This is a genomic window from Martelella sp. AD-3 (assembly GCF_001578105.1).
Lineage (GTDB): Bacteria > Pseudomonadota > Alphaproteobacteria > Rhizobiales > Rhizobiaceae > Martelella.
In genome coordinates this window covers 3,940,229-3,965,217 of record NZ_CP014275.1, presented here as the reverse complement: position 1 = coordinate 3,965,217, position 24,989 = coordinate 3,940,229, and the positions used below count along the sequence as shown (strand labels likewise).

Sequence of the window (24,989 nt, the reverse complement as noted above, 5' to 3'; positions counted from 1 at the left end):
CCCGGCATTCATTGTAAAGCATGCTTTTCTTATTGCCAAGGTCGCCTGGAACGGATAAATGTAAACAAGGACGCATGGTCTGCATTAAGTGGACAAGGCGGACATCGAAGCCACAGGGAGGAGTTTAGATGAACGTAAGAACGATTGCGGGCGCCGCTGGCGCTTATTCCGATGCCGAAATTCTTGCAATGGTCGACGAGAAGGGCGGTAAGTACGATCCTAAGATTTATGTTGACGAGGCCCTTTATCGTCTTGAGCTTGAGCGCATTTTTGCGCGCACCTGGATTTGCATGGGTCACGAATCGCAAATCCCGAAGCCGGGCGACTTCACGACCGCCTACATCGGCGAGGATCCTGTGGTCGTTGTGCGCCAGAAGGACGCCAGCATCCGGGTGTTCCTAAACCAGTGCCAGCACCGCGGAATGAGGATCTGCCGGGCCGATTCGGGCAACGCTAAGTCCTTTACATGTACCTACCATGGTTGGGCATACAATCAGGGTGGCGATCTGGTAAGCGTACCGATGGAGAAGGAAGCCTTCGGTGGTTGCCTGAACAAGGCGGAGTGGGGACCGAAGCAGGCGCGCGTCGAAACCTACAAGGGCCTGATTTTTGCCAACTGGGACGCCGACGCGCCTCCGCTCGACGAATACCTGGGTGACGTCAAATTCTATATGGACATTATGCTCGACCGCTGTGAGGAGGGGACCGAGGCGATCCCCGGCATCCAGAAGTGGGTCATTCCCTGCAACTGGAAGTTCGCGGCAGAGCAGTTCGCTTCGGACGCTTATCATGCAGGCACCACCTCACACCTGTCCGGCATCATGGCGGGCGTGCCGGAAGATGTGGATATTACCCAGGTTGCCCCTCCGACGGAGGGCTTGAATGTCCATTTGGAGAACGGACACGGGTGCGGCTTGTTCCTGCGTAACCCGATGTTTTACATGACAATTCTCGGACCGAAGGTGACGGAATACCTGACGACCGGGCCGGCTTACGAGGAGACCGTGCGCCGTTTGGGTCAGGGACGGGCAGATGTACATCTTTGCCATACCAACGTCTTCCCGAACCTGTCGTTCCTGGCAGGGATTAACACGGTCCGCATGTGGCAGCCTCGCGGTCCAAACGAGATCGAGGTCTGGACGTTCACTGTCGTTGACAAAACTGCCCCGCAGGAGATCAAGGACGAATGGCGTCGCAACACATCGCGCACATTCTCGGCGGGTGGCGTGTTCGAACAGGATGATGGCGAAAACTGGTGCGACATCCAACAAGTGCTGCGCGGTCATGTTGCTCAAAACCAGAAGTTCAACATCGAGATGGGAACACATACGGTGACGGCCGATAATCCTGAGGGCTTCCCCGGGCTGAGCTTCGCCTACACCTATAGTGAGGAGTCGGCGCGCGGCCTGTACCGCTACTGGACCGAGATCATGACAGCACCGGATTGGCCTGCCATCCGTCGGAGCCAGCAAAGGCCGCTCGCCGCGGAGTAACGTTCAACCGGCGGAAATGTCTGCATATGTATCAAACGTCTGCCGACGCTGTCGGCAGATAGTTCTGCACTGAGGGAGGAAAAAATGCTCGATGACACTTTCAAGGCTGCCTTCGAAAGCAAGCCCAAGGTCGTTTCTCTGGAACTTCAGCACGAAGTCGAACAGTTCCTGTATTGGGAATCCAAGCTTCTGACGGATCGCCGTTACAAAGAGTGGTTCAGTCTTTTGGCTGAGGACATTCACTATTGGATGCCGATCCGTTCAACGAAAATCATGCGCGAAGTGGCACAGGAATATACGGATGAGCAAGGCTTTGCTCATTTCGACGACAACTGGCACACGATGAAAGGCCGGATCCGCAAGATCCTGTCGGATGTGGGGTGGTCCGAAAACCCGGCCTCTCGCTTGCGCTATCTGATCAGCAACGTCATGCTCGTTCCCGAGAATGAGAACACGATCAATGTCATTTCGGCGTCGATGGTGTACAGGACGCGGCAGGAGCGCCAGCTCGACGTTTTCGCTTGTGAGCGACGGGATGTCCTGCGTCGGGTTGAAACCGAAGCGGGCTTCGAGATTGTGCGCCGCACGATCCTGATCGACCAGAGCACAATCCTGTCGAACAATCTCAGCTTTTTCTTTTAATGGGGTAAAAATGGCGTGGATGAAGGTGTTCCCTTCGGCAGATGTGTCGGAGGGAGAGATGAAGGTATTCGAAGGTGGCCCTGAGCCGATACTGGTGTGCCGAGTGGACGGCGAAATACACGCCGTCCAAGACACCTGTACGCATGACACATGGTCACTCGCGGACGGTTTTATCGAGGACGGAGTTATCGAGTGCAGTCTGCACTTCGCGAAATTTTGCGTCAGAACCGGCAAGGTGAAGGCCCTGCCTGCTTGTGAGGCACTCAAGGTGTTTCCTGCAAAGGTCGACGGCGACTTCATATACATTAACTGCTGAGAAGCAGCGTTAAAATACGGGAGGAATTACAATGCAACTCAAGGATCAAGTCGCGCTCGTGACGGGCGGAGGGTCCGGTCTTGGACAAGCCATCGTCGAACGCTTCGTCGAGGAAGGCGCGCGTGTCGCAATCTTCGACCGCTCGCAGGAGCGCATCGATGAGGTCGTGAAGGCACTCGGCGACAAGGTTGTTGGCATCGCGGGTGATGTGCGCGAGGTGGCTGACAACAATCGGGCGGTTGCCGAATGTCTCAAGGCCTTCGGCAAGCTCGACACGTTCATCGGCAACGCCGGCATCTGGGACTATTCGAAAACCATGGTTTCGACAGAAGATGGCGACTTGTCATCTGCTTTCGACGAGATGTTCGGCATCAACGTCAAGGGCTATGTCCTAGGGGCCAAGGCGGCATTGCCCGCGCTTTACAAGACCAAGGGCCACATGATTTTCACTGCTTCGAACGCGTCCTTCTATCCTGGCGGTGGCGGTGTTCTTTACACCGCGACGAAGCATGCAGTGGTCGGCATGATCAAGCAGATGGCGCATGAGTTCGCACCGTATGTGCGGGTGAACGGTATCGCGCCGGGAGGTGTTGGCGGAAGCAACCTCGCCGGAACCAGTGCGCTTTCACAACAGGGAATCAAGTTTTCCGATATTCCGCTCGACGACCTGATGAAGCAGATGCTGCCACTTGAGCGCGCATTTAATGCGCGGGAATATGCCGGTGCCTACGTCTTCTTTGCCAATCGTCGCGACAATACGCCAGGCACCGGCGGCGTCCTAAATTTCGATGGCGGTATCGGTATGCGGGGCTTCGCCTCTCCGAACATGGGTGCGGATCTCGTTGAAAAGTTCGGCGCAATCTAACCAAGGAAGCGCGCCGGATAGTGCGCGCGGTTGAGACTGGACCGTTCTCCAGACAGATCTTCGCGCAACCGTCTGGTCGGCGCGAGCCCCAAGAGTAGCGACACAAACTCCATAAGGACATGGCATGACTATTCAGCTCTATATCGACAACGAGCCCCGGAATGCTACAGGCAACGTCACATTTGAACGCCGCTCACCGGTAAGTGGCGAGGTCGTGACGCAGGGCGCGGCCGCGAATCCGCAGGATGCCGTGGCGGCGATCGAATCCGCCGAGCGCGCATTTGCATCCTGGTCGCAGACTGGCCCCGGCCAGCGCCGCGTACTGCTTATGAAGGCCGCCGAAGAGATCGAAAGGCGCACAGAAGAGTTCGTTCTTGCGATGAAGGCCGAGGTCGGGGCAGGCGATCTTTGGGCGCGTTTCAATGTCATGCTCGCGGCGAATGTATTCCGCGAGGCCGCTGCGATGACTACGCAGATCCAGGGCAACACTATCCCCTCTGACAAGCCGGGCACTTTGTCGATGACCGTGCGCCAGCCGGTCGGTGTTATCCTGTCGATCGTACCCTGGAACGGGCCGATTGTTCTGGCGGCACGGGCTATCGCCTATCCGCTGATGTGCGGTAACACGGTTGTCTTCCGCGCATCGGAAACCTCGCCCAAGACCCATGTGCTGGTTGCCGAGGCCGTCCATGCAGCCGGTTTCCCCCCCGGAACGCTCAACTTCGTGATCAACGACCCGAAGGACGCGCCCGAAGTCGTGGAGGCAATGATCGCGCATCCGGCTGTGCGGCGTGTTAACTTCACCGGTTCGACGCATGTGGGCCGGATCATTGCCACAGCTTGTGGCCGCCATCTCAAGCGCAGCCTGATGGAACTCGGCGACAAGTCGCCCATGGTGGTGCTTGCGGATGCGGATATCGACGGCGCCGTGAATGCGACCATCTTCGGCGCATTTCTCTATCAGGGCCAGATCTGTATGACGACCGAGCGCGCCATTGTCGATGAGTCTGTCGCCGATGCGTTTGTCGAGAAACTCGCTGCGCGGGCAGCACAACTGGAGGCGGGCGATCCACGCTCCCAGGCGGCTTGCGCGCTTGGCCCGATCATCAGCCAGGGCGCCGTTGATCGCTTGAACGGTTTGCTGGCCGACGCGGTCGCAAAGGGTGCGAAGATACGGTCTGGCGGGCACGCAGACACCACCTTGATGGCACCGACTGTGCTCGACGGAGTCACACCCGAGATGCGCATCTATTCCGAGGAAGCCTTTGGTCCGATCTTGCAGGTGATCCGTGTATGCGGCGCGGAGGAAGCTGTGCGGGTGGCCAATGACACTGAATACGGCTTGTCCGCTGCCGTCTTCGGAACAGACATGGCACGAGCACTTGATGTCGCAATGCGCATCCAGACCGGTGCGGTGCACATCAACGGTTCCACCGTCTCCAATGAGGCCCAAGCGCCTTATGGGGGCACGAAGGCCAGCGGTTGGGGTCGGTTCGATAGCATTGCGGTGATTGATGAATTCACCGAGTTGAAGTGGATTACGATCGAACAGCCGTCCCAACCGTATCCGCTGTAAGAGCGCGCCCGAAACCGGGCGGATGCGGTTTGCAAATTGACCGTCTTCAGTGATGTCGGTCATGCTGTTCGCATCCGCCCAATCAAGATCGTTGGGCTATGGGACTGGATTTCAGCGAGCTCGGGGGTTGGGTAACGAGATCGTGCCGGTTGGCCGAAACCTTGTGGTCCCTCGTTCAAAACGAGAGTGCTTCGCCCGAAAAATTCTCGGCCAACTGGCGGATGTGGCTCAAGCCATTGAAATAGTGTAGTAATTCGTTATCGTTGCGAATCCCCGCGATTTCTGGAGACCCGACCCGCCGTGTCCGACGGAGAGCGGCCGTGCAAAATTAATCCACGGAAGCGGCGGGATCATTCTGCTGCGGAAGGCGTAAAAGTCGGCCACATATTTACCCTTCTGCGACGACAGCAGGAGCGCGTGGGGATCTACACTGTGTAATTATATCTGAAGGTCCGCCTGGCTTGTTCTGAAGAAATGAGCCGGCGTCACGTTGCCCAGAAGGGAAGGTTGTCAACGGCGGAGTAAAAACCGGCCACGCGGCGGCGCAATAATCGGCCATCTTGGCGCGCGCATGAGACCCGCGGGAGGGCGTAGCCCGAGCGGGGGTCTCATGCGCGCGCGGTGATTTTTCGAAGGGTGTCAGCCGGCCTTTTTGGCGCGGCTTTGGGCGAGACGATAGCTGTCGCCGTTCATTTCGAGGATGTTGACGTGATGGGTGATGCGGTCGAGCAGAGCGCCGGTCAAACGCTCGGATCCCAGAGTTTCCGTCCATTCGTCAAAAGGAAGATTGCTGGTAATCAGGGTGGCGCCCCGTTCGTAGCGTTGCCAGATCAGCTCGAACAGCAATTCTGCGCCGGTCTTGGAGAGCGGCACGAAGCCCAGCTCATCGATGATGAGAAGCTGGTAGGCGGCCATCTGCTTCTGGAACCGCAGCAGACGCCTATCGTCACGCGCCTCCATCATCTCGCTGACCAGCGCTGCGGTCGTGGCAAAGCCGACGGACATGCCCTTCTGGCAGGCTGCCAGGCCGAGGCCAAGAGCCACATGGGTCTTGCCCGTGCCGCTGGGACCAAGGGCGATGACGTTCTCGCGCCGCTCGATCCACTCGCATCGAGCCAATTCCAGCACCTGCATTTTGTTCAGCCTGGGGATGGCGGCGAAGTCGAAGCTGTCCAGGCTTTTGACGGCCGGGAACCGTGCCGCCTTGATGCGGCGCTCGACCTTACGGCGATCCCGTTCGATCATCTCCCGCTCGGCAAGCCGGGTGAGGTATCCGACATGGTCGATGCCTTCGGTGGCGCACAGCCGGGCCAGCTTTTGATACTCGCGCTGGAAGGTCGGCAGCTTGAGGGCTTTGAGATAATGGGAAAGCAGGATCTCCGGGACTTCGGTGTTCATGCCGCTTCCTCCCCATGTGCACAAAGCAGTCGCATATATGCCTTCGCCGATGTCGTCTCGACCGTCGCCCTCGGCGAGTAGGGATAAATAGACAGGTCCAGTCTCGGTGGTCGGCGCTCCACCTGGCACAGGATGAGATGCTTGACGGCGTCGAAGCCGATTGCGCCGAGCTGAATAGCTTGCTTCACCGCCGCATGAAGGTCCGCAAGGTCAAAGTTCTCCAGTAAGCGCAGAACCTGCACATATTCCCGCCGGCCATGTTTGGCCATGCGGCCCTCCATCAGGCGGCGCAGCGTGGCGAACTCGTCCGGCAGATCCCAACCCTGGAGAGGGGCCGCCTGATCCAGAGAATTGATCTTCTGCTCGATCAGCGGCAGGTAATGCACAGGGTCGAAGACGATGTCTTCCCGTTCCCAGCACCGAGGATGGCGGGCGATGATCTCGCCACGGCAGCCGATCACCACCTCGTCGACATAGCCCCGGACCCAGACATCCTGATGGCCATAGGCGACCGGCACGGAATAGTCGTTGGTCTTGTAGCGAACGAGCGACTGGGCCGTGACTCTGGCACTCGTCTGGTCGCAGGCATTGAATGGCGACGCCGGCAATCGGCGCATGGCAGCAAGATCGCGCTGCAGCCGTTCTCCGATTGTCTCGCTCTCGCCCCGCAACCTGTCGCGCTGGCGCTTGCGGCATTGCTCTTCCAGCCAGGTGTTGAATGCCTCCCATGTCGCAAACTGCGGGATCGGCACCATGAAGTTGCGCCTGCTATAACCGACGAGACCCTCGATATTCCCTTTGTCATTGCCCTTGCCCGGCCGTCCGTAACGATCCCGGATCAGGTAATGCGACAGGAAGCCGCTGAACAGCGTTGCCCGCTTGCGTGTGCCACCGGGCAGGATCTTCGCCACAAGGCAGCGATCATTGTCGTAGACGATCGACTGCGGCACAGCCCCGAAGAAGGCGAACGCATGGATGTGGCCATCGACCCATGCCTCTGCCACCGCCGCCGGATAGGCCCGCACATAGCAGCCGTCGCTGTGGGGAAGATCGAGCACGAAGAAATGCGCTTTTTGCTCCACGCCCCCAATGACAACCACCGCCTCGCCGAAATCGGCCTGCCCATGTCCTGGCGGATGCGCCAGCGGCACGAACACCTCCTGGCGACGCTGATCCCGCTCGCGCATATAATCCTTGATGATCGTGTAGCCGCCAGTGAACCCGCGCTCGTCTCGAAGCCGGTCGAACACCCGCTTGGCCGTATGGCGCTGCTTGCGCGGCACTTGTCTGTCCTCATCAAGCCAGTGATCGATCGTCGAAACGAACGCATCCAGCTTCGGTCGCCGGATCGGTGATTGCCGCTGATAGCCCGGTGGCGTCGAATAGGACAGCATCTTGGAAACGCTGTCGCGAGATATGTTGAAATGCTTTGCAGCCTGACGCCGGCTCATGCCTTCCGAGCAAGCCAGACGGACCTTCAGATATAGTTCCACGGTATAGATCCCCAGCCCTCCTGCAATGATTGCAAAAGGAAAATAGGTGGCCGGATTTTACTCCGCCCGAAGCGGGACTATCCCGCCGCTACCGTGGTAGGTTTTTGCACCGCTGCTCTCAGAAGGTCGTTTTCAACCCGGCAGTCGCGGTGTTGGCTCGCCTTCTACTGCTCTTGCAATCCAACGGATCGCCGTGGAAACCCAACGCCGAAACGACCGGCAACCTGCCAGTACAAACGTAACCGTCCGGGCTGACCGCTATCCTTTCCATCTCCACGGCAGCAGTTCATCGACCTTGGTGATTTTGTAGTCGGGGATGCGAGCGAGGGTGTCGGCGAGCCAGGCGTGGGGATCGACGGCGTTGAGCTTGGCCGTTTCGATCAGGGTGTAGGCGATGGCCGCGGCTTTGCCGCCAGCCTCGGAACCGACGAAGAGGTAGTTCTTCCGCCCAAGGGCGATGGCGCGCATGCCGCGTTCGGCGGCGTTGTTGTCCAGTTCCAGGATGCCGTTGTCGAGATAGGGGCGCAGGCGTTCCATGCGGGTCAGGGCATAGCGGATGGCGGCTGCGAGCGGGGATTTTCCAGAGATCGTGGTGAGTTGCATGGTCAGCCAGACCTCCAGGTCTTCGAAGACCGGGGCCGCATGTGCCTTGCGGAGTTCGACCCGGACATCTGGTGGGGAGCCTCTGGCCTCCTTCTCGACAGCATAGAGTTGCGCGATCCGGCTGATGGCTTGTTCGGCGATGGGAGAGCCCTGCGACCGGTGGATGTCGACGAACTTGCGCCGCACATGGGCCATGCAGGCGACCTCGCGGATGGCGCCGGTTCGGTAGAGGTCTTCGAACCCGGCATAGCCGTCGGCATGCATCCAGCCGCGGAACCGGGCGAGATGGTCCTTCGGGTGCTGGCCCTTGCGGTCACCGGAGAAGCGATACCAGGCGGCGGGCGCGGCCGCGCCACCCCACGGTCGTTCGTCACGCGCATAAGTCCAGAGCCGTGCGGTCTGGGTCTTGCCGCTGCCGGGAGCGAGCATGCTGATCGGCGTGTCATCGGCGAAGATCGCCTCGGCCGACAGGACATGGCGGCCGATGGCGTCTGCGACGGGTTCCAGCAGGGCGGTGGTCTTGCCGACCCAGTCGGCCAGGGTGGACCGGTCGAGGTCCAGCCCTTCGCGGTCGAAGATCTGGCTCTGGCGGTAGAGCGGCAGATGATCGGCATACTTGCTGACCAGCACGTGGGCCAAGAGACCTGGCCCCGGGCGGCCGCGCTCGATGGGGCGCGAGGGCAGCGGCGACTGAACAAACTTCTCGCAGCAGGCGCAGGTCAGGCGCGGACGGACGATCCGGTTCACGATGAAGCGCCCGGGGATGTATTCCAGTTCTTCGGTCACATCTTCGCCGATCCGGCGCAGGCGGCCGCCGCAGTCAGCGCAGGCATCGGCACCGGGCGTCAGTTCGACTTCCATCCGCGGGACATGATCCGGGATCGGGCGGCGCTTCGGTTTGTCCTTCTCTTCGATGTCCGGCAGACACATCCGCGCGGTCATCGCGGCGGCGGCAATCTCGCTTGTTTCCAGGGCCTGTTGATTTGCACTGAGAGCTGACCCGGTTGGGCTGAAGATTTCCATTGAGATTTGACCCATGTGACCCTTCCCCGAGCGAAGCGCGAGGGGGTCAACGGAGTGATCGACATGGGACTACTGAACGTGATCCGGAAGCTGCGCCTTCGTCAGGGCTTGCCGATACGAGAGATCGCGCGCCGCACAGGCCTGTCGCGCAATACGGTCAAGAAGTATCTGAAGGCTGATGTCATCGAGCCGCATTTTGCGACGCCTGATCGCCCGAGCAAGCTTGACCCTTTTGGCGAGAAGCTGGCGGTCTGGCTGAAGACCAATGCCGGGAGGCCACGCAAAGAGCGGCAGACCCTTACGAAGATGCATGCCGATCTCGTCGCTCTCGGCTTCACCGGCTCCTACAGTCGTGTGGCGGCCTTTGCACGAGAATGGCGGGCAGATCGTCAGAGCGAGCAACAGACGACAGGTCGCGGGACGTTCGTTCCGCTGGCGTTCCGTGCTGGCGAAGCGTTCCAGTTCGACTGGAGCGAGGACTTTGTAGGCGTGGGTGGCGAGCGCACGAAGCTCCAGGTCGCCCATATCAAGCTGTCGCATAGTCGGGCGTTTCTCTTGCGCGCGTATCCTTTGCAGACCCATGAGATGCTGTTCGACGCACATTGGCACGCATTCCGAGTCTTCGGTGGCGTGCCGGAGCGCGGGATCTACGACAACATGCGCACGGCTGTGGACCGTGTCGGTCGGGGCAAGGAACGGCAGGTCAATATCCGCTTCCTCGCCATGGCCAACCATTATGTGTTCGAGCCCGAGTTCTGCAATCCGGCGGCGGGTTGGGAGAAAGGGCAGGTCGAGAAGAATGTCCGCGACGCCCGTCACCAGATGTTGCAGGGCATGCCAAACTTCTCTGATCTTGCGGGGCTGAACGCGTGGCTGGAAAAGCGTTGCTACGAGCTGTGGCATGAGACTGCCCATGGCACGCTGCCCGGAACCATCGCCGATGTCTGGGCAGCGGAACAAAGGACCTTGATGCCTCTGCCAGTGGCGTTTGACGGCTTTGTCGAGGTGAGTAAGCGTGTCTCACCCACCTGCCTGATCAGCTTCGAGCGCAATCGCTACAGCGTTCCCGCATCCTTTGCGAACCGGCCTGTCAGCCTTCGGATCTATCCCGATCGGTTGGTCGTGGCGGCGGAGGGCAACATCCTGTGCGAGCATGCCCGCCTGATCCAGCGCAGCCACAAGTTGCCCCCGAAGACGATCTATGACTGGCGTCACTATCTGGCGGTCGTGCAACGGAAGCCCGGGGCTCTTCGCAATGGCGCACCCTTTCTGGAATTGCCACCTGCCTTCAGGCAGTTGCAGGATCAGATGCTACGCAAACCCGGTGGTGATCGCGAGATGGTCGATATTCTCGCACTCGTCTTGCAGCATGATGAGCAGGCCGTGCTGACCGCCGTGGAATTGGCACTGACCGAGGGCGTGCCCACCAAGACCCATGTGCTGAACCTCCTGCACCGCCTTGTCGACGGCAAGGTGACTGGTGGTCTGCCACTGGATACTCCGCAAGCGCTGATCCTGCGGCGCGAGCCCAAGGCCAATGTCGAACGTTATGACGCCCTGCGCAGTCAGATCACTGCAGGAGGCCGCCATGCGTCATGACCCTGCCGCCGGTGCCATCGTGATCATGCTCCGCAGCTTGAAGATGTATGGCATGGCCCAAGCCGTCGAGGATCTCATCGAACAGGGGGCACCTGCCTTTGAGGCGGCCATCCCTATCCTGTCGCAACTGCTGAAGGCCGAACTAGCCGAACGGGAGGTGCGCTCCATCGCCTATCACATGAAGGCGGCACGCTTCCCAGCCTACAAGGACCTCTCGGGCTTCGACTTCGCCGCCAGCGATATCAACGAGGCCACCGTTAGAACGCTGCACCGCTGCGAGTTCCTCGACGGCGCGCAGAATGTCGTCCTGATTGGCGGACCGGGCACCGGAAAAACCCATGTCGCGACCGCCCTTGGCATACAGGCCGTTGAGCATCATCGCCGCAAGGTCCGCTTCTTCTCCACAATCGAACTGGTCAACGCCCTCGAACAGGAAAAGGCCAAGGGCAAGGCGGGGCAGATTGCCGAAAGCTTGACCCGCCTCGACCTCGTGATCCTCGACGAGCTTGGATACCTGCCGTTCAGTGCCTCGGGCGGGGCGTTGCTGTTCCACTTGCTGAGCAAGCTTTACGAGCGCACCAGCGTCGCGATCACAACCAATCTCAGCTTCAGCGAATGGGCCACGGTCTTCGGCGACGCGAAGATGACCACGGCCCTGCTCGACCGCCTCACACACCGCTGCCACATCCTGGAAACCGGAAACGACAGCTTCCGCTTCAAGGCAAGTTCAGCCGCAGCAGCCCGAAAGAAGAAGGAGTGAAACCGTGCATTGACCAACACATGACCCAAAAGCCATAACCAAAGGTGGGTCACTTCTCGATGGAAAACCCGGGTCAGCTCTCAGTGCAAATCAACACCCTGCAGTATCCGTTCGGCATGAATGCCGCCGCGACCGGGAGAGTATGTGAAGGCGACACCTGGCGGAGCACCGCCGCCCCAAGGACGATCATCCCGCGCCAGCGCCCAGAAGTATCCGGTCTTGGTCTTGCGGGAGCCAGGATCGAGAACTGGGGCACGGGTCTCATCCATGAACAGTTTGGTCGAGCGCTTCAGGTCGGTGATCAGTGCATCGAAGACGGGCCGTAGTTCATAGGCTGCCCGACCGACCCAGTCGGCAAGCGTGGAGCGGTCGATATCGATGCCCTGACGGCTCATGATCTGCGCCTGCCGATAGAGCGGAAGGTGATCGGCATACTTGGAGACAAGAACATGTGCGACGGTTGCTTCCGTCGGAAGCCCTGCCTGGATCAAACGTGCAGGTGCGGGAGCCTGAACGACGCCGTCAGTGCAGGCACGGCACGCATATTTGAGGCGACGAGTGACGATCACGCGGAACTGTGCTGGGATCACGTCCAACCGCTCGGAGACATCTTCGCCAATGCAATGGAGGCAACCGCCACAGCCGCAGATCAGGCTTTCTGGCTCAATAACTTCCTCGATACGCGGGAGATGCTTCGGAAGCGAGCCGCGATTGATCGCACGTGGCTTGGCAATCCTATTTGCCGCAGGAGCGTCCGCCTCATCCTCGGCATGGATGACAGCCATGGCCGTCTCCAGGTCTTCCAGCGCCAGGTCGAATTGGTCAGGATCGCTCTTCTCGGATTTGCGTCCGAAGGCTGCCTGTTTGAACGCTGCGACCAGCTTCTCAAGTCGTTCGATCCGCTCATCCTTGCGGGCGATATGCTCATCTTTGCTGGCTATCGCGACGTCCTTTGCCGCCTCGCGTGCCTGCGCCGCGATCAGCAGCGCCTTCAGGGCGGCAACATCATCGGGAAGATCGGCGGCTTCGAGCATGGCCGGAAAATATCAAATCCCGAGCGGATTTGCCTCTGGAATTTGGGGCGCTGAGTCATCGTGCCGCAGCTATTCGATGGCCTCCGGCGTTCTCGTCTGGACGGCATGAACCCGCCGCCAGTCGAGGCCCGCAAATAGGGCTTCGAACTGAGCATGTGTGAGTGTCATCAAGCCATCCTTGATGCCAGGCCAAGTGAATGTGTGCTCTTCAAGCCGTTTGTAGGCCATGACGATTCCGGAGCCATCCCAGTAGATCAGCTTCAACCGGTCCGCCTTGCGCGACCGGAAGACAAAGACCGTTCCCGTAAACGGGTCCTTATGCAACTCGTTTTTTACCAAGGCCGCCAAGCCGTCATGACCCTTGCGGAAGTCGACAGGTTTGGTCGCCACCATGATCCGTACGCGGTTCGACGGAAAGATCATGTCGCTGCCGCCAAGGCGCGGGCGATAGCCGCGATCCGGGACGCCGACGCGCCTTCCTCAAGACGGATCGTAACTGGACCCACGACAATCTCGGCGCGGGAAGCGACCTTGACGGTCTGCGGCTCCGGCGCTGGAGCATCAACAACGATGGCCGCAAACTCGACTGCGTCTTCCGGCTCTGGCAACACCAGCTTGCCCTGCCGCGCAAGGGTTCTCCACGATGACAGGTGGTTGGCCTTCAGCCCGTAGCGTCCCGCTACTTCATTTACTGTCGCGCCCGGGCGCAAACTTTCCGACACGATCCGCGCCTTGACCTCATCAGGCCACTGGCGATGCGTCTCACGCCTGCTCCGCCCCGTTGTGAAAACCTCCAACGTAGACTCCATGGAGAAACTCCTTGTCGCTCATCCATGGAATGTCGATCACAAATCAGAAGCCTGCAGACAATGTGGGGGTAGAACACCGGTTACCACTGATCCGCGCTCCGGCCTGCAATACCGCCTGACCGATACCGGTCTTGCCGAATTGTCCCTTGCCCCCATTTCTGCCGAATGGGCGCCGGGGCGTGCCATTGCCGAGGCGCCTGACCCGGTCTGGGCCGAAAGTCTTGCCAATGCGCCTGTCGAGACGATCTCGGCGGTGACCGCCGCGCTGACGGATCTTGTGCTGGCCACGCCGGATCTGAAGGTGCCGAACGTCGATCACCTGCCAGACAGCCGCGCCAAGCGGCATCTCTTGGCGCTGGTCGCGTTGTGGCAAAGGTTGGGGGATGCGCTGCCAGAGGGGCTGGCACCGATTTCCCATGTGCTGGCCCTGCCGCATGGGCCGTTCCTGGGCTCGTTGCCGGTGGTTGAAGGTTCGCTGGATCCTCTAGCTCCTGCTGCGCTGCAGGCGCTTTTTGCCCGGTTGCGGGACGAGTTCGGCACTGTTCCCGCAAGCGCCTATACGCCCCGGGCCGCAATCGGCAGCCGCCTGCACGCGCTGCAGGGCGGTGTTTCAGCGCAGGATATCGAGGCCGGGGTTCTGGATGACAGCCTCGCGTTCTATGGTCTGCGCGATCCCGCCGCCTGCGCCGATTTCGCCGCCGCCCAAGCCCGGGCGCTGATTGAGTCCGGCGTTTCGGCCCGTGAAATCGCCGTGCTGTCGGGCGATGATCTGCGCCAGATCGCGCGCGCTTTCTCAGCCCAGGGAGTGCCGCTCTCGGGCCTTCCGGGCCAATTACCCGAGCGAGATGTCATTGGCGAGACCGCGCTACATCTGGCGCTGGCCAAGCGACCGCCAACTCCGGCTATGGTCTTGGCGAGCCTCGCGCTTTCTCCCTTGATGCCCTGGGCGGCACAGACCGGGCGCGATCTTGCCGAAAGCCTCATGGGTGGCGATTTCCGAGGCGCCATCCTCACGGACACGCCCGCACATAAGGAACTGTGGGACGATATCCGCGCCTCGGCCGGCAGCTTGCCGCAGCTGCGATTCCTGCTGGACCGGATCTGCGAGCGGATCGGAAAAGGCGATCAGGTCCGCGCGCGGCTGACTGTCCCCCCCGGCGAAGGCACGCCGGATTGGGAGATAATCCTGCGTGGCATTCAGATCGCGCCGCCCATGGTTGCGGACCCCGACCGCAATCTTGAAGGCGTCAGCCTCTGGTCCGCGCATGAAAGCCCGTGGCGCCCATGCCGCCATCTGATCGTCAGCGATTTCACCGACGGGCTTTACCCGACTCGCCCGCGTGCCAATCCGCTGTTTCTTGACAGCGAGATCGCTGCGATACACGCGGGAACCGGCGTTCACCTTCGCGGTCGGGCCGAGGGGCTGGCGCAAAGCCTCGCGTTACTTGATCAACAGCTTCAGGCGGTTTCCGGCAGCGTCACCTTCCTCATCCCATGGCGCGATCTGGCGGGCGGGCGCTTGCAACCTTCGGCCGGGTTGTCGCTGGTCGCGCGGGCGGTGGCGGGCGTTGAGGATGCCAGCGATCTGATCACCGATCTGTCGCGTCAGAGCCCTGCGGAATGGCCGATTGCGTATCACCATCTGATGCCGGTGCCGGAACCCGCGGAATTGCCTGAGGAGCTTGCTTTCCCGGGGCATGACCTTCTGTCCCTTCGTCGGCGCGATGACGGCACCGCCAAACCGCAATCGCCCTCACGGCTCGAGACGCTGCTTGTCAGCCCGCTCGCCTGGCTTCTGGCCGAGGTTGGGGCCGAGGATATGTCTTGGTCGACCGAAGAACTCGACGTGATGGCAAGGGGCAATATTGCCCATGATGTCTTTGAGCATGTCTTCCTGAAGGATCAGCCGTTCCCGGAAACCGAGGCGCTGGCAGAACTGATCGCCGAGGCCTATGACCGCGCGCTCACCCGTCACGCGGGCTATCTGCGCAGCCCGTCATGGGAGATGGAGCGCCACGGTTTGGAGCGTGAGATCATGGCGGCGGCCCTGCGCTGGTGCGACCATTTGCTGGCGCTCAATGCCAAGATCATCGGCAATGAAATCTGGCTGGCCGGTGAGGCGCATGGCATCAATCTGCATGGCAAGGCCGACGCGATCCTTGAACTGCCTGATGGTGCACTCTTGATCATCGATCACAAGAAAAGCGGCACCAAGGGCCGACGGCAGCGGATGGAGGCGGGCTGGGATCTGCAGGCAGGGCTTTACGCCGATATGATAGCGCGGCCCATGCGGCGCGAGGGTGACGGCATGGACCCGCTGATCGGCCGCAAGGTGGCGGTCGCCTATCACCTGATGAATGATGGCGGGCTGCTGACTTCGGGTCTGGTCTTGCCCGAGGGCTCGCCCGCCCGCGACATGGGCGATGCGGTGAATGCCGGGGCGGTAGCCAAGCTGGCGGAACGCTTGGCCGAACTTGGTGCAGGACGGGTCGTGCTGAACACCTCTGAGGATGCGGCCTTCTTCAAGAAAGAAGCCGGCTTCACCCCATATGCGCTGACCGATGGCTCGGCCCTGGTCACCGCCTTCATCCGCACGCTCGAGGAGGAATGACCATGGCCCCCGTCAATGCAGATCAAGGTCTGGTCATCGTTCCCGCGGGTGCCGGCGCGGGCAAGACCCACCGCATCAAGACCCAGCTGTCCGATTGGGTGAAACGCGGCATTGTCCGGCCCGAACGTATCCTTGCCGTCACCTTTACCGAGGCCGCGGCTGGCGAGTTGCGCGAAAGGATCCGTGCCGGCCTTCTGGCCGATGGACTGGTCGCCGAGGCGATGGCGGTCGAGCGCGCCTATGTCTCGACCATACATGGACTGGGCCTGCGGCTTTTGACCGAACATGCTCTGGCGGCTGGCGCCTCGCCGCAGCCGCGCCATCTGGGCGATGCCGAGCGGGATCTGCTGATCCGTCAGGCACTGGCACATGCCAAGGCGCTGGACCCGATCAAGGCCGCGCCCGAGCGGTTCGGTTACGCCCCGAACTTCGTGAAGGGCGAGACGGTCGAAGACAGTTTGCGCGCCCGGGTGCTATCGATGATCGACCTCTTGCGCGGCCTTGGGGACAAGGGGCGTGACGCTGGCCTGATCGCTCCGGCACTGACGCAGCTGGATACGGTTTACGGGCCGGTTCTGGATGACCCTATCGCCGCGACCACCGCGTTGCAGACGGCCGTGCAGGTCATGATCGCAGCCTTTCCCGAGGGAGGCATGGCCGGGATCACCGCCAAAACCAATGTCGAGAAGCTGGAGAAAAACCTCGCGCTTTTCAAACGTGTTGATCGCGCGCCCGATCTTCTGGATCGGGATTGGCAGGTCTGGAACGATCTGCGCAGCCTGTTCATCTCTAACCGCTCCAGCAAGACGCCTGCGGGATATGACGACCTTGCCACGGCGATCATGGCGGCGGCGGATGTGCTGCCCTGCCATCCCGGCCCGCTGGCCGATGCTAAGCTGCACCTGTCCTGCCTGATCGCCTGCGCGCAAGAGGTGATGGCGGCCTATGAGACCCGCAAGAAGGCGCTCGGCCTGATCGACTTTGCTGATATGATCACCGGGGCTGAGCACCTGCTCCGCACCGACCTCGCCGTGCGGCAAGCGGTGCTGGACGAGATCGACTGCGTCATCATCGACGAATTCCAGGATACCAACCCTGTGCAATTCGCGCTTTTGTGGCAGTTGGGCCAGCACGCGCCGCGTACACTGCTGGTGGGCGATGTCAAACAGTCGATCATGGGGTTTCAGGGCGCCGATCCGCGCCTATCCATAGCGCTGGCGGCGGCAAACCCCGATGCGACCCAGCCTTTGGACCGCAACTGGCGCTCGACCCCAGCCATCATGCAATTCGTCAATGCGATGGGGGCTGGCCTCTTTGGGCAGGGCTATAACCCGCTGGCGCCGACCCGCGATGCGGTCGCAGGTCCCGCGATCGAGGTTCTGAACGCTACGCAGGGACGGCGCTCACAAAAGTATTCGCAGCCCCCAGAACACATCGCCGAGCGCATCGCCCGTATCCTGACTGATACTGAGACCATCACCGACCGCCACACGAAGGCCGCCCGGCCGGCGCGGCCTTCGGATATCGCGCTCTTGGTCTGCCGCCACACCACCGCCGCCCGCTATGCCGAGGAATTGCGCGCGCGCGGCGTTCCGGTGCGGATCGCCGAGGATGGCTGGGCGAAAAGCCCGGTGATCGTTGCCGCCCGCGCCGCGCTGGCCTTTGCCGCCAATCCGGCGGATATCCATGCCGGGCTGCTCTTGCGCACGCTTGGCCCGGACCCGCTGCCCTTGCAGGAGGCGCTATCCGCCCAAATGGAAGGGCGGTTGGTGGATGACCCGGTGCTGATGCGGCTCGCCGCTCTGTCGAACCTTTTGGCCCGCCTGCCGGTGGGTGCGGCCCTTGATCTGGTGTTGGATGCCGCCGGCCTGCGCCTCTGGGCGGAACGTCAGCCTGACGCCGCCCAATCCCGTGCCGATCTTTTGCGGCTAGAGGCTGAGGCGGGTGAGTTCGAAGCCGCGCATCGCGATCTCAAATCCGCCTCGGGGTTCCACGGCGAGACTGCCAAGATATTTCTCGGCTGGCTCGACGCCCGTGGGAGCGAGCGCGATTTCGACCGTCATCCCGATCCTTCCGCCAACAGCGACGAGGCGGTGGAGATCGTCACCTGGCACGCCTCCAAAGGGCGGGAATGGCCGATCACTGTCGTCGCCGAGTTCGACTATGGCATTGAGGAACGTGCGGGGGCCACTGCGACCCGTTTCGATGCCCTGGACCGCATCGACGATATGGCGGTGGTGCTGGGGTCCGCGAGCCTAATCCACACGCCCGGCTTTGCCGCGCCCGAGGCGACCCGCCGTTTCATCGAAGACCGCCGCGCCGATTTTGAAACCAATGCGAAAAACCTTCTCTATGTCGCCCTGACCCGTGCCCGTGACCGGATGGTGCTGGAATGGCCGGGTTTTCTGAAGGACCGCGAAGAAGACGCGCCCGAGGCTACGAACCTGTTTCATATCCTGTCCGATACTTGCGCACCGCAGATCGGGGCGGGCAGCCTGCGCATCAATGGCGTGGATTGCCCGGCGCTGATCACGCAACTGCCTGAAGAGGCGGGATTTACCGAGTACGCAGGCGGTGCGGCAGCCTCAGCGCTGCGATTCGGTGCCGCTGCGCCGTTGCCCGTGACACCGCTGACGCCCTGGCGGCTGCAGCCCTCGCAAACCCGTAGTGCGGGGGTGCCGCCCGTGTCCCGCCGTATCAACATCGGAGCACCCTGGCCAAAGGCACTGAACGATGCCTACCGCGGCACAGCACTGCATCTGGCGCTGCGCACATACCTGACCCGGCCCGATCTGGCCCCGGCTTTGGCTCTCGCGACCGGGCTTGACGACGCCACTCTTGCGCTAGTGGCCGAGCGCGCCACGGCGCTGAAAGCCTGGCTTGCCGATCAGGGCTATACGGACCTGCGCGCCGAGATTCCGGTGCTTGGCCACACGCCCGAGGGTGCAGAGATCCCCGGTGCTCTCGACCTTCTCGCCATCGGCCCGGCAGGCGCGATGCTGATCGACCATAAATCCGGCGGCGGCGGTGACGGGTTTGGCCCCTATTGGCCACAGCTTTCCAGCTATGCCGGACTGTTGGCCGGACTATACCCGCAGCATCCGCTGCAGGGCGTGGCGGTGTTCTGGGTCGATCACGGTTGGCTGGAACTGGCAGATGAGGGCGCGTCAGCGGGAGCTTTCGCACAGGCCAGAGTTAACTGATGCCCTGGGGAATACTTGCGCCCGATACCGTGGTTTCGCAACGGCGCCAGCAGAACCTCGGGCTTGCGGCGGCGGTTCGTCATTTCAATGATCGGGCGGTCCCCGGAATCGGCGGCATGTGGTTTCCCATGCCCATCCTTTGGTCGGTTCTGGCGATCTCTATCGCCGAGGAACTTGGTGTGCCGGCACTGCCTGTCGGCAACGCGGTCGAAGCGCGCGTCATGCTTGAAGTCATCGCGGGCCCGCAGGATCGCCGTGTGCGAGGGGCGAGGAAGATGCAGGGCTTGAAGGATAGCAGTTTCCACAATCTCAGGCGTCGCGGAACTTATGTGGTTCAGCCGATCCGCATGGCGATGGTGCAGCCTCTGGTCGCACTCGGGTTCGTGCAGGGCAGCCGCTACGGCGCGTTCCGCATACATAGCGCTGGAAGAGAGCTGTTGGAGCTGAATGCGATGAAAGAACCGCGCCGTTTGCTTGGTGCCTGGGCGCATGGCAGGCAGCCACATGGCTTGAAGGAGGCCCTGACAGTGCTTTCCCCGGTTGGGGCTGTCCCGGAAGCGGTGCGTAAACTGATCCTTGCCCGATTGCTCGACGGAAATGATCCCGGCTCGACCCGGCGCCGGGCCCTGGCGCGCCTCGGCACTGGCCCCAGCTCCGCGCATTTGGACCAGGAAACCGCATTGGCGGGGCTGGCGCCGGATCATTGGTCGGATTTACGCGCAGGAGCGGCTTTTATGGATCTGCGCGATGCTGCGTTGTCGGTGTTGGACCAGTTGGAACAGCACTTGCTGAAGCTTCGCGACGATAATCAGCCTGTGCGCCTGTCAGAAGCGGAGGCAGCCGAAGTCGCCGCCGAGCCGCTGAAACAATTGCGCGATCTGGCCACGGCAAAAGGCGCGCTTGTCGATCAGGGCAATGAGGAGACTAGCCGCAGATTTATCGCGGAAATCCGAAATCTGTCCGATCAGCAGCTGATCCAGAGGCTGGCCGCGCGCGATTCTACCGTAATTTTTCAGTGCGAAGGCCGCATTGTTCTCGGGCCGGCTGCGGGCGAGTTGCGGGGCAGCTCGGAGACCCAGGACGAGAATCGGCCCCCTCAGGACGAGGCCTTCGCGCCGCAGCTTTTCCGGCTGCACAATCTTCATTGTCTGGTGACGGAGCTGTCCGGAAAGGTGAACCCGGGCAGCCGTGACGCGGGATAGGAGGCCGTCTGATGCAGAACACGACGCTCTACTCCCTCTTCATGCCGCCCGAAGATTGTTATGGCGACTTTGGCCTTATGTGCGGCTTCACCGCGACGCGGCAGGTCCTGGGGCAGATCCGCCGAACATTCACAGGCGAGATGGCGCGCCCGGTGCTGGCCGCCTTCATCCATCCAACCGTGAATGCGATCTCGGACGTTCCGGGACTTGCCTGGATGTGGATGCGCCTCGCGGGACGCGGCTACAACCTTCTCCATGCCAAGGCGGCGCTTCTGGGTTTTCGCAAGCGCGGCGGAGATGGCTATGTCATTCGCCTCGCTGTCAGCACGGGGAACTGGACACAGGATCCGCTTACTCGCAGCATCGACCTGTTCTGGTCGATCGATCTGGACTCTGCTGTGCCTGACGCACAGGACATTGCCGATATCCGCGCCGCGCATGAGATGTTTGGCTGGCTGCGCGAGCGGGCAGATTGCGCCCTGATCGAACGCAGTTTTGACGGGCACCGGCCAGACGCCTTGCTGGAGGCCGCGATCACAGCCTTGCCCACGTCATCCGCGCGTCCCCGCTTCATCGACAGCCGCAATCAGGCGCTGTTTCCTCAGGTGGTCGAGCGCCTGGGTACCAAGAAGAAGGCCGACCGTCTCATCCTCGGGTCTGGCTATTTCGAGAGCGACGGCGATGGTGCTGCTGGCCTGCCAGAGCGACTGCGCCGCGCATTGGTGCAGGAGAAATCCCTGACGAAAACAGCGGCTCTCGACCTGTTTCTCAACCCGTCCTCCTGTCAGGGGCTTGCTGCCCGGGCCGGTGCCTTGATTGACGCAGGCTGGAATTTGCGCCCTCCGCGCTCTGTCTTGCATGGAACTGATGGGTGCCTGCATGCAAAATTTGTGGTGCTGGCGTCAGGCGAGACCGAGGCCTCGGGACGGGCTTATCTTGGATCCGGCAATCTGAGCATGAACGGGTTTGAGCGTGCCGCAAGCGCCGGGGGAAACCTTGAGGCAGGTGTGATCGTCGATCTGCCGGGAGGACTGAAATGGCCGCGACGCAGGGACACGCGGAACGGTATCGCCGCTGTTTTGCCGATCCAGTTCACTGATGTGGTGACGCCCGAGGCCCTGCAGCAAGGGGAAGGCTTTGTGCGCCCCGATGAGCCAGAAACCCAGCCGCCAGTTGCGTGGCTTATATGGCAAGACGGGGTGCTCTCGGCCCCCGAAGACAAATCGGTGATGGTGATTGGTGTCGATGCGGCTCAGGCCCAGACACCTTGTCCATGGCCTGCACCGGCTCCAGCGATTGTGACACTCGCGGAGGGCGGCTGGCGGCTGCCTGTCATTTCTTCCGAAGCACTTGTTGTCGCTCGCCCCTCCGATATGTCGGTCGAAGATATCCTTGCCAGCCTTGGCTCATTTCCCGAGCCAGGTGATGCTGACAGCGAAGATGAGGGTGAGGAAGGCGAAGAGCCGCTCACCGACGCCTCAGATACCACCGAAGCTCCGCCAGCTGCCTATCCCATTCGCAGGATGATGGAACTTCTGGTGCGTCTTTGTGAGACACAGGCAAGGTTGGACCCGCGGGACTGGCAAAGGTGGTGTCGGGAGTTGCAACAGAACCTTTGCGCTATCGCGTCTCGCGAAAAAACGATGCTCGAGTTCTTCCGGAACGCCAGGGCAAATCCTCTGCCTGCTCTGGCAGATCCGCGTATGCGCCCGGAAGGGGTTTCGCCAGACCTATTGAGAGATGCGCTTTTGGCAGTGTCCGTCGCGTGGGAGCTCAGCGCTTACCCATCGCTCTGGGAACGGGAGGCCGCGTGATGGTGGACTGGAACGAGGTCGCGAACATTCTGGATCGTATCGCAGGGACGTCTGATGATGCCCTGCTAGATCATGGCCAGAAGGCGAGTGTCACAGAACTAGCGTGCCGTATCCGGGCGGGCCAACGCTCGGCCCTGCTGGCTGATGAGGTGGGTATGGGCAAGACCCGCATTGCGGCGGCGCTGATCGCAGCGGTGCGGGAGGCGGGCGGGCGCAGCGCCATTGTTCTGCCCGCGGGCCTTGGGACACAATGGCAACAGGAACTGAAACGGTTCAACGCCGACGACAAGACATTGCTGCCGCTGCGCAGCTATGATGGTTTCATCTCCGGTTTCTTGCACGATACCGATGCGGAGGGGAGCGCAAGACGGTTACACAGCCATAAGGAGTGGCTTTCGGATCGCCGCAAGCAGCGTGAGTTGCCGGAGAACGGCTGGGCCGCCGAAGAGATCATAATGATCTCTCATTCCTTCGCGAACATGCAGTTTCCCAATCGTGGAGAAGGCCCCGCTGGAGGCTGGCGCCGGGAACTCTTACCCAACGTCGCCCGCCTGATTGACGGTCGACGGCGCAACTTCATGCGCGAAAATTTCCATTCGGGTGAGGTGGGCTATGTATATGCCAGTCGCCGTGCGGCGCGGCACATTGCCCAAACGATTCTGGACCACGAACTGCCGCGCGATGCCATTAACGGCGATCAGAAATGGCTTTCGGCGGACGATTACAAGAACAGGATTCTGCCGCTGATCGGCTATGGTCTGGGTCAGTTTGATCTCATAGTCGTTGACGAAGCCCACAAGGCGCGCGGTGCAGATTCAAGCCTTTCGCGCATTCTCGGCCCGGTAAGCTGGGAAGCGGATGATCCTTTTCGTCTGGGCATGACCGCCACCCCGGTCGAGCTGGACTCCAGCCAGTGGATCGACACGCTGGAGCGGCTCAATGGTCGCGATGACGATCAGGATATTACTGCGCTCGCAGCGCTGACGGAATGGATCACCGGCTATGTGAATGTTGTTCGTCGGATTCAAACCGAAGAACTGGACGAGACGCTGACCGGGGAATTCGAGACCTCCGCCCGGCAGTTCTGCGCAGCATTGCGACCATACGTCCTGCGCCGGGACAAACGCAGTGACCCCGAATTCTGCGTCTTCAAAGACAGTCATGGTGATTATCGTGAGGTCACCGATATCCCGGTTTCACCGGAGGCAGAGGGTTTTACCCGTGACTGGTTGCGCCGCTTTTGTGCGGCTGAGGCGCTGTCGTTACTCCCTCAGGATGATCCGCGTGTGAAACGGGTCAGGCTCGCCGTTGCCCAGGGGTATGGGTTCGGCTTTGGAGAGGATGAGGAAGACAGCCCTTCTGGCATGACAGATGCAAACCTCGTTGGTCCGGCGGGGTTTTGGACGGAAGCTTTCACCGCTGAAAGCAACGACATCTATAGCCACCCTGCGATCCTGGCGGCTGTGAGACAAATCGAGGCCTATACACGGGCCGGCGAGAAAGTGCTCGTCTTCGGCAGGTTCCTGACGCCGATGAATGTGCTGACCAGACTGCTGGACGCGCGTGAGATGCTGCGTCGTTTGCGAGACGGACAGCACTGGCCTGCCAGTGGGATCGGGGAAAACAATATAGCAGCCGTCATTGCGGCGATGAGGGATCCTGATCTTGCGGTGGCGGGTGGGGTCGACGAAATCGATGTGATGTTGAAAACCCGCTATCAGGAGTGGGCGAGCGAGCGCCGGGCTGAACTCGCACGGCTTCATCGGGAGTTGGAAGACCTTGCGCTGGAGGGAGGAGCTGCTGCATTTCTGTCAGAGATTCTGCGCCATGAGGACGGCAAACAAGACCTTCAATTCGGGGCTTTGCTCGAGGCACTTGGTGGCAGGCGGGAAGTTGCGGGCGCTTCCTGGACGGGGCGGGAAATGCTCGGGCTGTTCGAAAAACTGCTCATGGAGCTTGCCGGGGATGATGAAGCAGAGAACAACGATACGCAGAAAGCCCGGCTGGATGCCTGGCTGAACGATTATTCCGGGCGCGAGGGCAACTTCGCTAGGATGATGTCAGGCGCAACCGCACCGCAAACGCGGCGTATGCTGCAATCTGCATTCAACCGGTCGTCCAGTTGGCCGATGGTGCTCCTCGCGCAATCCCGCGTCGGGCGTGAGGGCCTGAATCTGCATGAGGCCTGTCGCACAGTGATTCTACTGCACGCGGAGTGGAATCCCGGCATTGTCGAGCAGCAGATTGGGCGTGTGGATCGCAAGAACAGTCTTTGGCTTCGCGAATGGCGGAAATGGAGGGATCATGGTGATGGTCTCCCGCCCCGCATTCGGGTTCACCCTGTTGTCGTCAGTGGCACATACGACGATCACAACTGGCAGGTTCTCAAGGCGCGTTGGCTGGAACTGAGGGCGCAGTTGCATGGCGATGTCCTGCGTCCCGTTCCAGGTCGGTCAGAGGTGACAGATGACAAACGAACCTGCGCTGACCGCGTTCGGCGCGCAGTGCCGGATTTTTCGCCAGGAAAACGTGGCGGTTGAGTTGTAGT

General features: G+C 61.2%; 17 protein-coding genes and 1 pseudogene. 12 read left to right on the top strand and 6 right to left on the bottom strand.

The genetic code is table 11. The features are described 5' to 3' along the window. Window positions 1-128 precede the first annotated feature (128 nt). The 5 genes from AZF01_RS18230 to AZF01_RS18210 all read left to right on the top strand — a co-directional run bounded on the left by AZF01_RS18230 (window position 129) and on the right by AZF01_RS18210 (window position 4,892). On the top strand, window positions 129-1,493 hold the full coding sequence (locus AZF01_RS18230) for an aromatic ring-hydroxylating dioxygenase subunit alpha (protein ID WP_036236102.1): 1,365 nt from the start codon (window positions 129-131) through the stop codon (window positions 1,491-1,493). An 84-nt stretch (window positions 1,494-1,577) separates the two neighbouring features. Next, window positions 1,578-2,135, top strand: coding sequence for an aromatic-ring-hydroxylating dioxygenase subunit beta (locus AZF01_RS18225; RefSeq protein ID WP_024706840.1), 558 nt, complete (start codon window positions 1,578-1,580; stop codon window positions 2,133-2,135). A gap of 10 nt (window positions 2,136-2,145) precedes the next feature. Further along, window positions 2,146-2,451 carry a non-heme iron oxygenase ferredoxin subunit gene (locus AZF01_RS18220; protein WP_024706841.1) on the top strand — a complete coding sequence of 102 codons (306 nt, stop codon included), beginning with the start codon at window positions 2,146-2,148 and terminating at the stop codon, window positions 2,449-2,451. A gap of 31 nt (window positions 2,452-2,482) precedes the next feature. Then, entirely contained in the window at window positions 2,483-3,316 is an 834-nt protein-coding gene (hcaB, locus tag AZF01_RS18215) for a 3-(cis-5,6-dihydroxycyclohexa-1,3-dien-1-yl)propanoate dehydrogenase (protein WP_024706842.1), read from the top strand. A 124-nt stretch (window positions 3,317-3,440) separates the two neighbouring features. Further along, entirely contained in the window at window positions 3,441-4,892 is a 1,452-nt protein-coding gene (locus tag AZF01_RS18210; RefSeq protein WP_024706843.1) for an aldehyde dehydrogenase, read from the top strand. A 639-nt stretch (window positions 4,893-5,531) separates the two neighbouring features. Here the strand turns inward: AZF01_RS18210 and istB (AZF01_RS18205) are convergent. The 3 genes from istB (AZF01_RS18205) to AZF01_RS18195 all read right to left on the bottom strand — a co-directional run bounded on the left by istB (AZF01_RS18205) (window position 5,532) and on the right by AZF01_RS18195 (window position 9,409). Continuing rightward, the gene (gene istB, locus AZF01_RS18205; protein WP_024707381.1) at window positions 5,532-6,290 is read right to left on the bottom strand and encodes an IS21-like element helper ATPase IstB; all 759 of its coding nucleotides are present in this window, start codon (window positions 6,288-6,290) and stop codon (window positions 5,532-5,534) included. After that, the gene (gene istA, locus AZF01_RS18200; protein WP_024707382.1) at window positions 6,287-7,783 is read right to left on the bottom strand and encodes an IS21 family transposase; all 1,497 of its coding nucleotides are present in this window, start codon (window positions 7,781-7,783) and stop codon (window positions 6,287-6,289) included. Before istA (AZF01_RS18200) ends, istB (AZF01_RS18205) begins: the two co-directional genes overlap by 4 nt. 258 nt (window positions 7,784-8,041) lie before the next feature. Continuing rightward, window positions 8,042-9,409: an IS66 family transposase gene (locus AZF01_RS18195; RefSeq protein ID WP_061449814.1), complete on the bottom strand. Its 1,368-nt coding sequence runs from the start codon at window positions 9,407-9,409 to the stop codon at window positions 8,042-8,044. Between the two features lie 63 nt (window positions 9,410-9,472). Between AZF01_RS18195 and istA (AZF01_RS18190) the strand changes: the two genes are divergently transcribed. Beyond that, complete coding sequence (gene istA / locus AZF01_RS18190) at window positions 9,473-11,008, top strand: IS21 family transposase (RefSeq protein ID WP_024707693.1); 1,536 nt, start codon at window positions 9,473-9,475, stop codon at window positions 11,006-11,008. Beyond that, window positions 10,998-11,768: an IS21-like element helper ATPase IstB gene (istB, locus tag AZF01_RS18185; RefSeq protein ID WP_036236820.1), complete on the top strand. Its 771-nt coding sequence runs from the start codon at window positions 10,998-11,000 to the stop codon at window positions 11,766-11,768. The genes istA (AZF01_RS18190) and istB (AZF01_RS18185) overlap by 11 nt, the downstream gene beginning before the upstream one ends. Before the next feature lie 95 nt (window positions 11,769-11,863). Here istB (AZF01_RS18185) and AZF01_RS18180 read toward each other — a convergent pair. The 3 genes and pseudogenes from AZF01_RS18180 to AZF01_RS18170 all read right to left on the bottom strand — a co-directional run. Then, window positions 11,864-12,802: pseudogene (locus AZF01_RS18180) on the bottom strand (IS66 family transposase); the annotation flags it as partial. Window positions 12,803-12,871: 69 nt separating this feature from the next. Continuing rightward, entirely contained in the window at window positions 12,872-13,225 is a 354-nt protein-coding gene (tnpB, locus tag AZF01_RS18175) for an IS66 family insertion sequence element accessory protein TnpB (RefSeq protein WP_024707692.1), read from the bottom strand. Further along, window positions 13,222-13,611: a transposase gene (locus AZF01_RS18170; RefSeq protein ID WP_024707691.1), complete on the bottom strand. Its 390-nt coding sequence runs from the start codon at window positions 13,609-13,611 to the stop codon at window positions 13,222-13,224. Before AZF01_RS18170 ends, tnpB begins: the two co-directional genes overlap by 4 nt. Between AZF01_RS18170 and AZF01_RS18165 the strand changes: the two genes are divergently transcribed. From AZF01_RS18165 to AZF01_RS18145, 5 genes are read left to right on the top strand one after another with little or no spacing between them, the layout of a single operon-like run. After that, on the top strand, window positions 13,610-16,222 hold the full coding sequence (locus AZF01_RS18165; RefSeq protein WP_024707690.1) for a PD-(D/E)XK nuclease family protein: 2,613 nt from the start codon (window positions 13,610-13,612) through the stop codon (window positions 16,220-16,222). The two genes, AZF01_RS18170 and AZF01_RS18165, sit on opposite strands and share 2 nt — an antisense overlap. Window positions 16,223-16,224: 2 nt before the next feature. After that, the gene (locus AZF01_RS18160; RefSeq protein ID WP_197489619.1) at window positions 16,225-19,425 is read left to right on the top strand and encodes an exodeoxyribonuclease V subunit beta; all 3,201 of its coding nucleotides are present in this window, start codon (window positions 16,225-16,227) and stop codon (window positions 19,423-19,425) included. Then, entirely contained in the window at window positions 19,425-20,627 is a 1,203-nt protein-coding gene (locus AZF01_RS18155; RefSeq protein WP_036237462.1) for a hypothetical protein, read from the top strand. Before AZF01_RS18160 ends, AZF01_RS18155 begins: the two co-directional genes overlap by 1 nt. Before the next feature lie 11 nt (window positions 20,628-20,638). After that, window positions 20,639-22,441 carry a hypothetical protein gene (locus tag AZF01_RS18150; protein WP_024708722.1) on the top strand — a complete coding sequence of 601 codons (1,803 nt, stop codon included), beginning with the start codon at window positions 20,639-20,641 and terminating at the stop codon, window positions 22,439-22,441. Beyond that, a complete protein-coding gene (locus tag AZF01_RS18145) occupies window positions 22,441-24,981 on the top strand; it encodes a DEAD/DEAH box helicase family protein (RefSeq protein WP_024708723.1) in 2,541 nt (846 codons plus the stop codon). The genes AZF01_RS18150 and AZF01_RS18145 overlap by 1 nt, the downstream gene beginning before the upstream one ends. Window positions 24,982-24,989 lie beyond the last annotated feature (8 nt).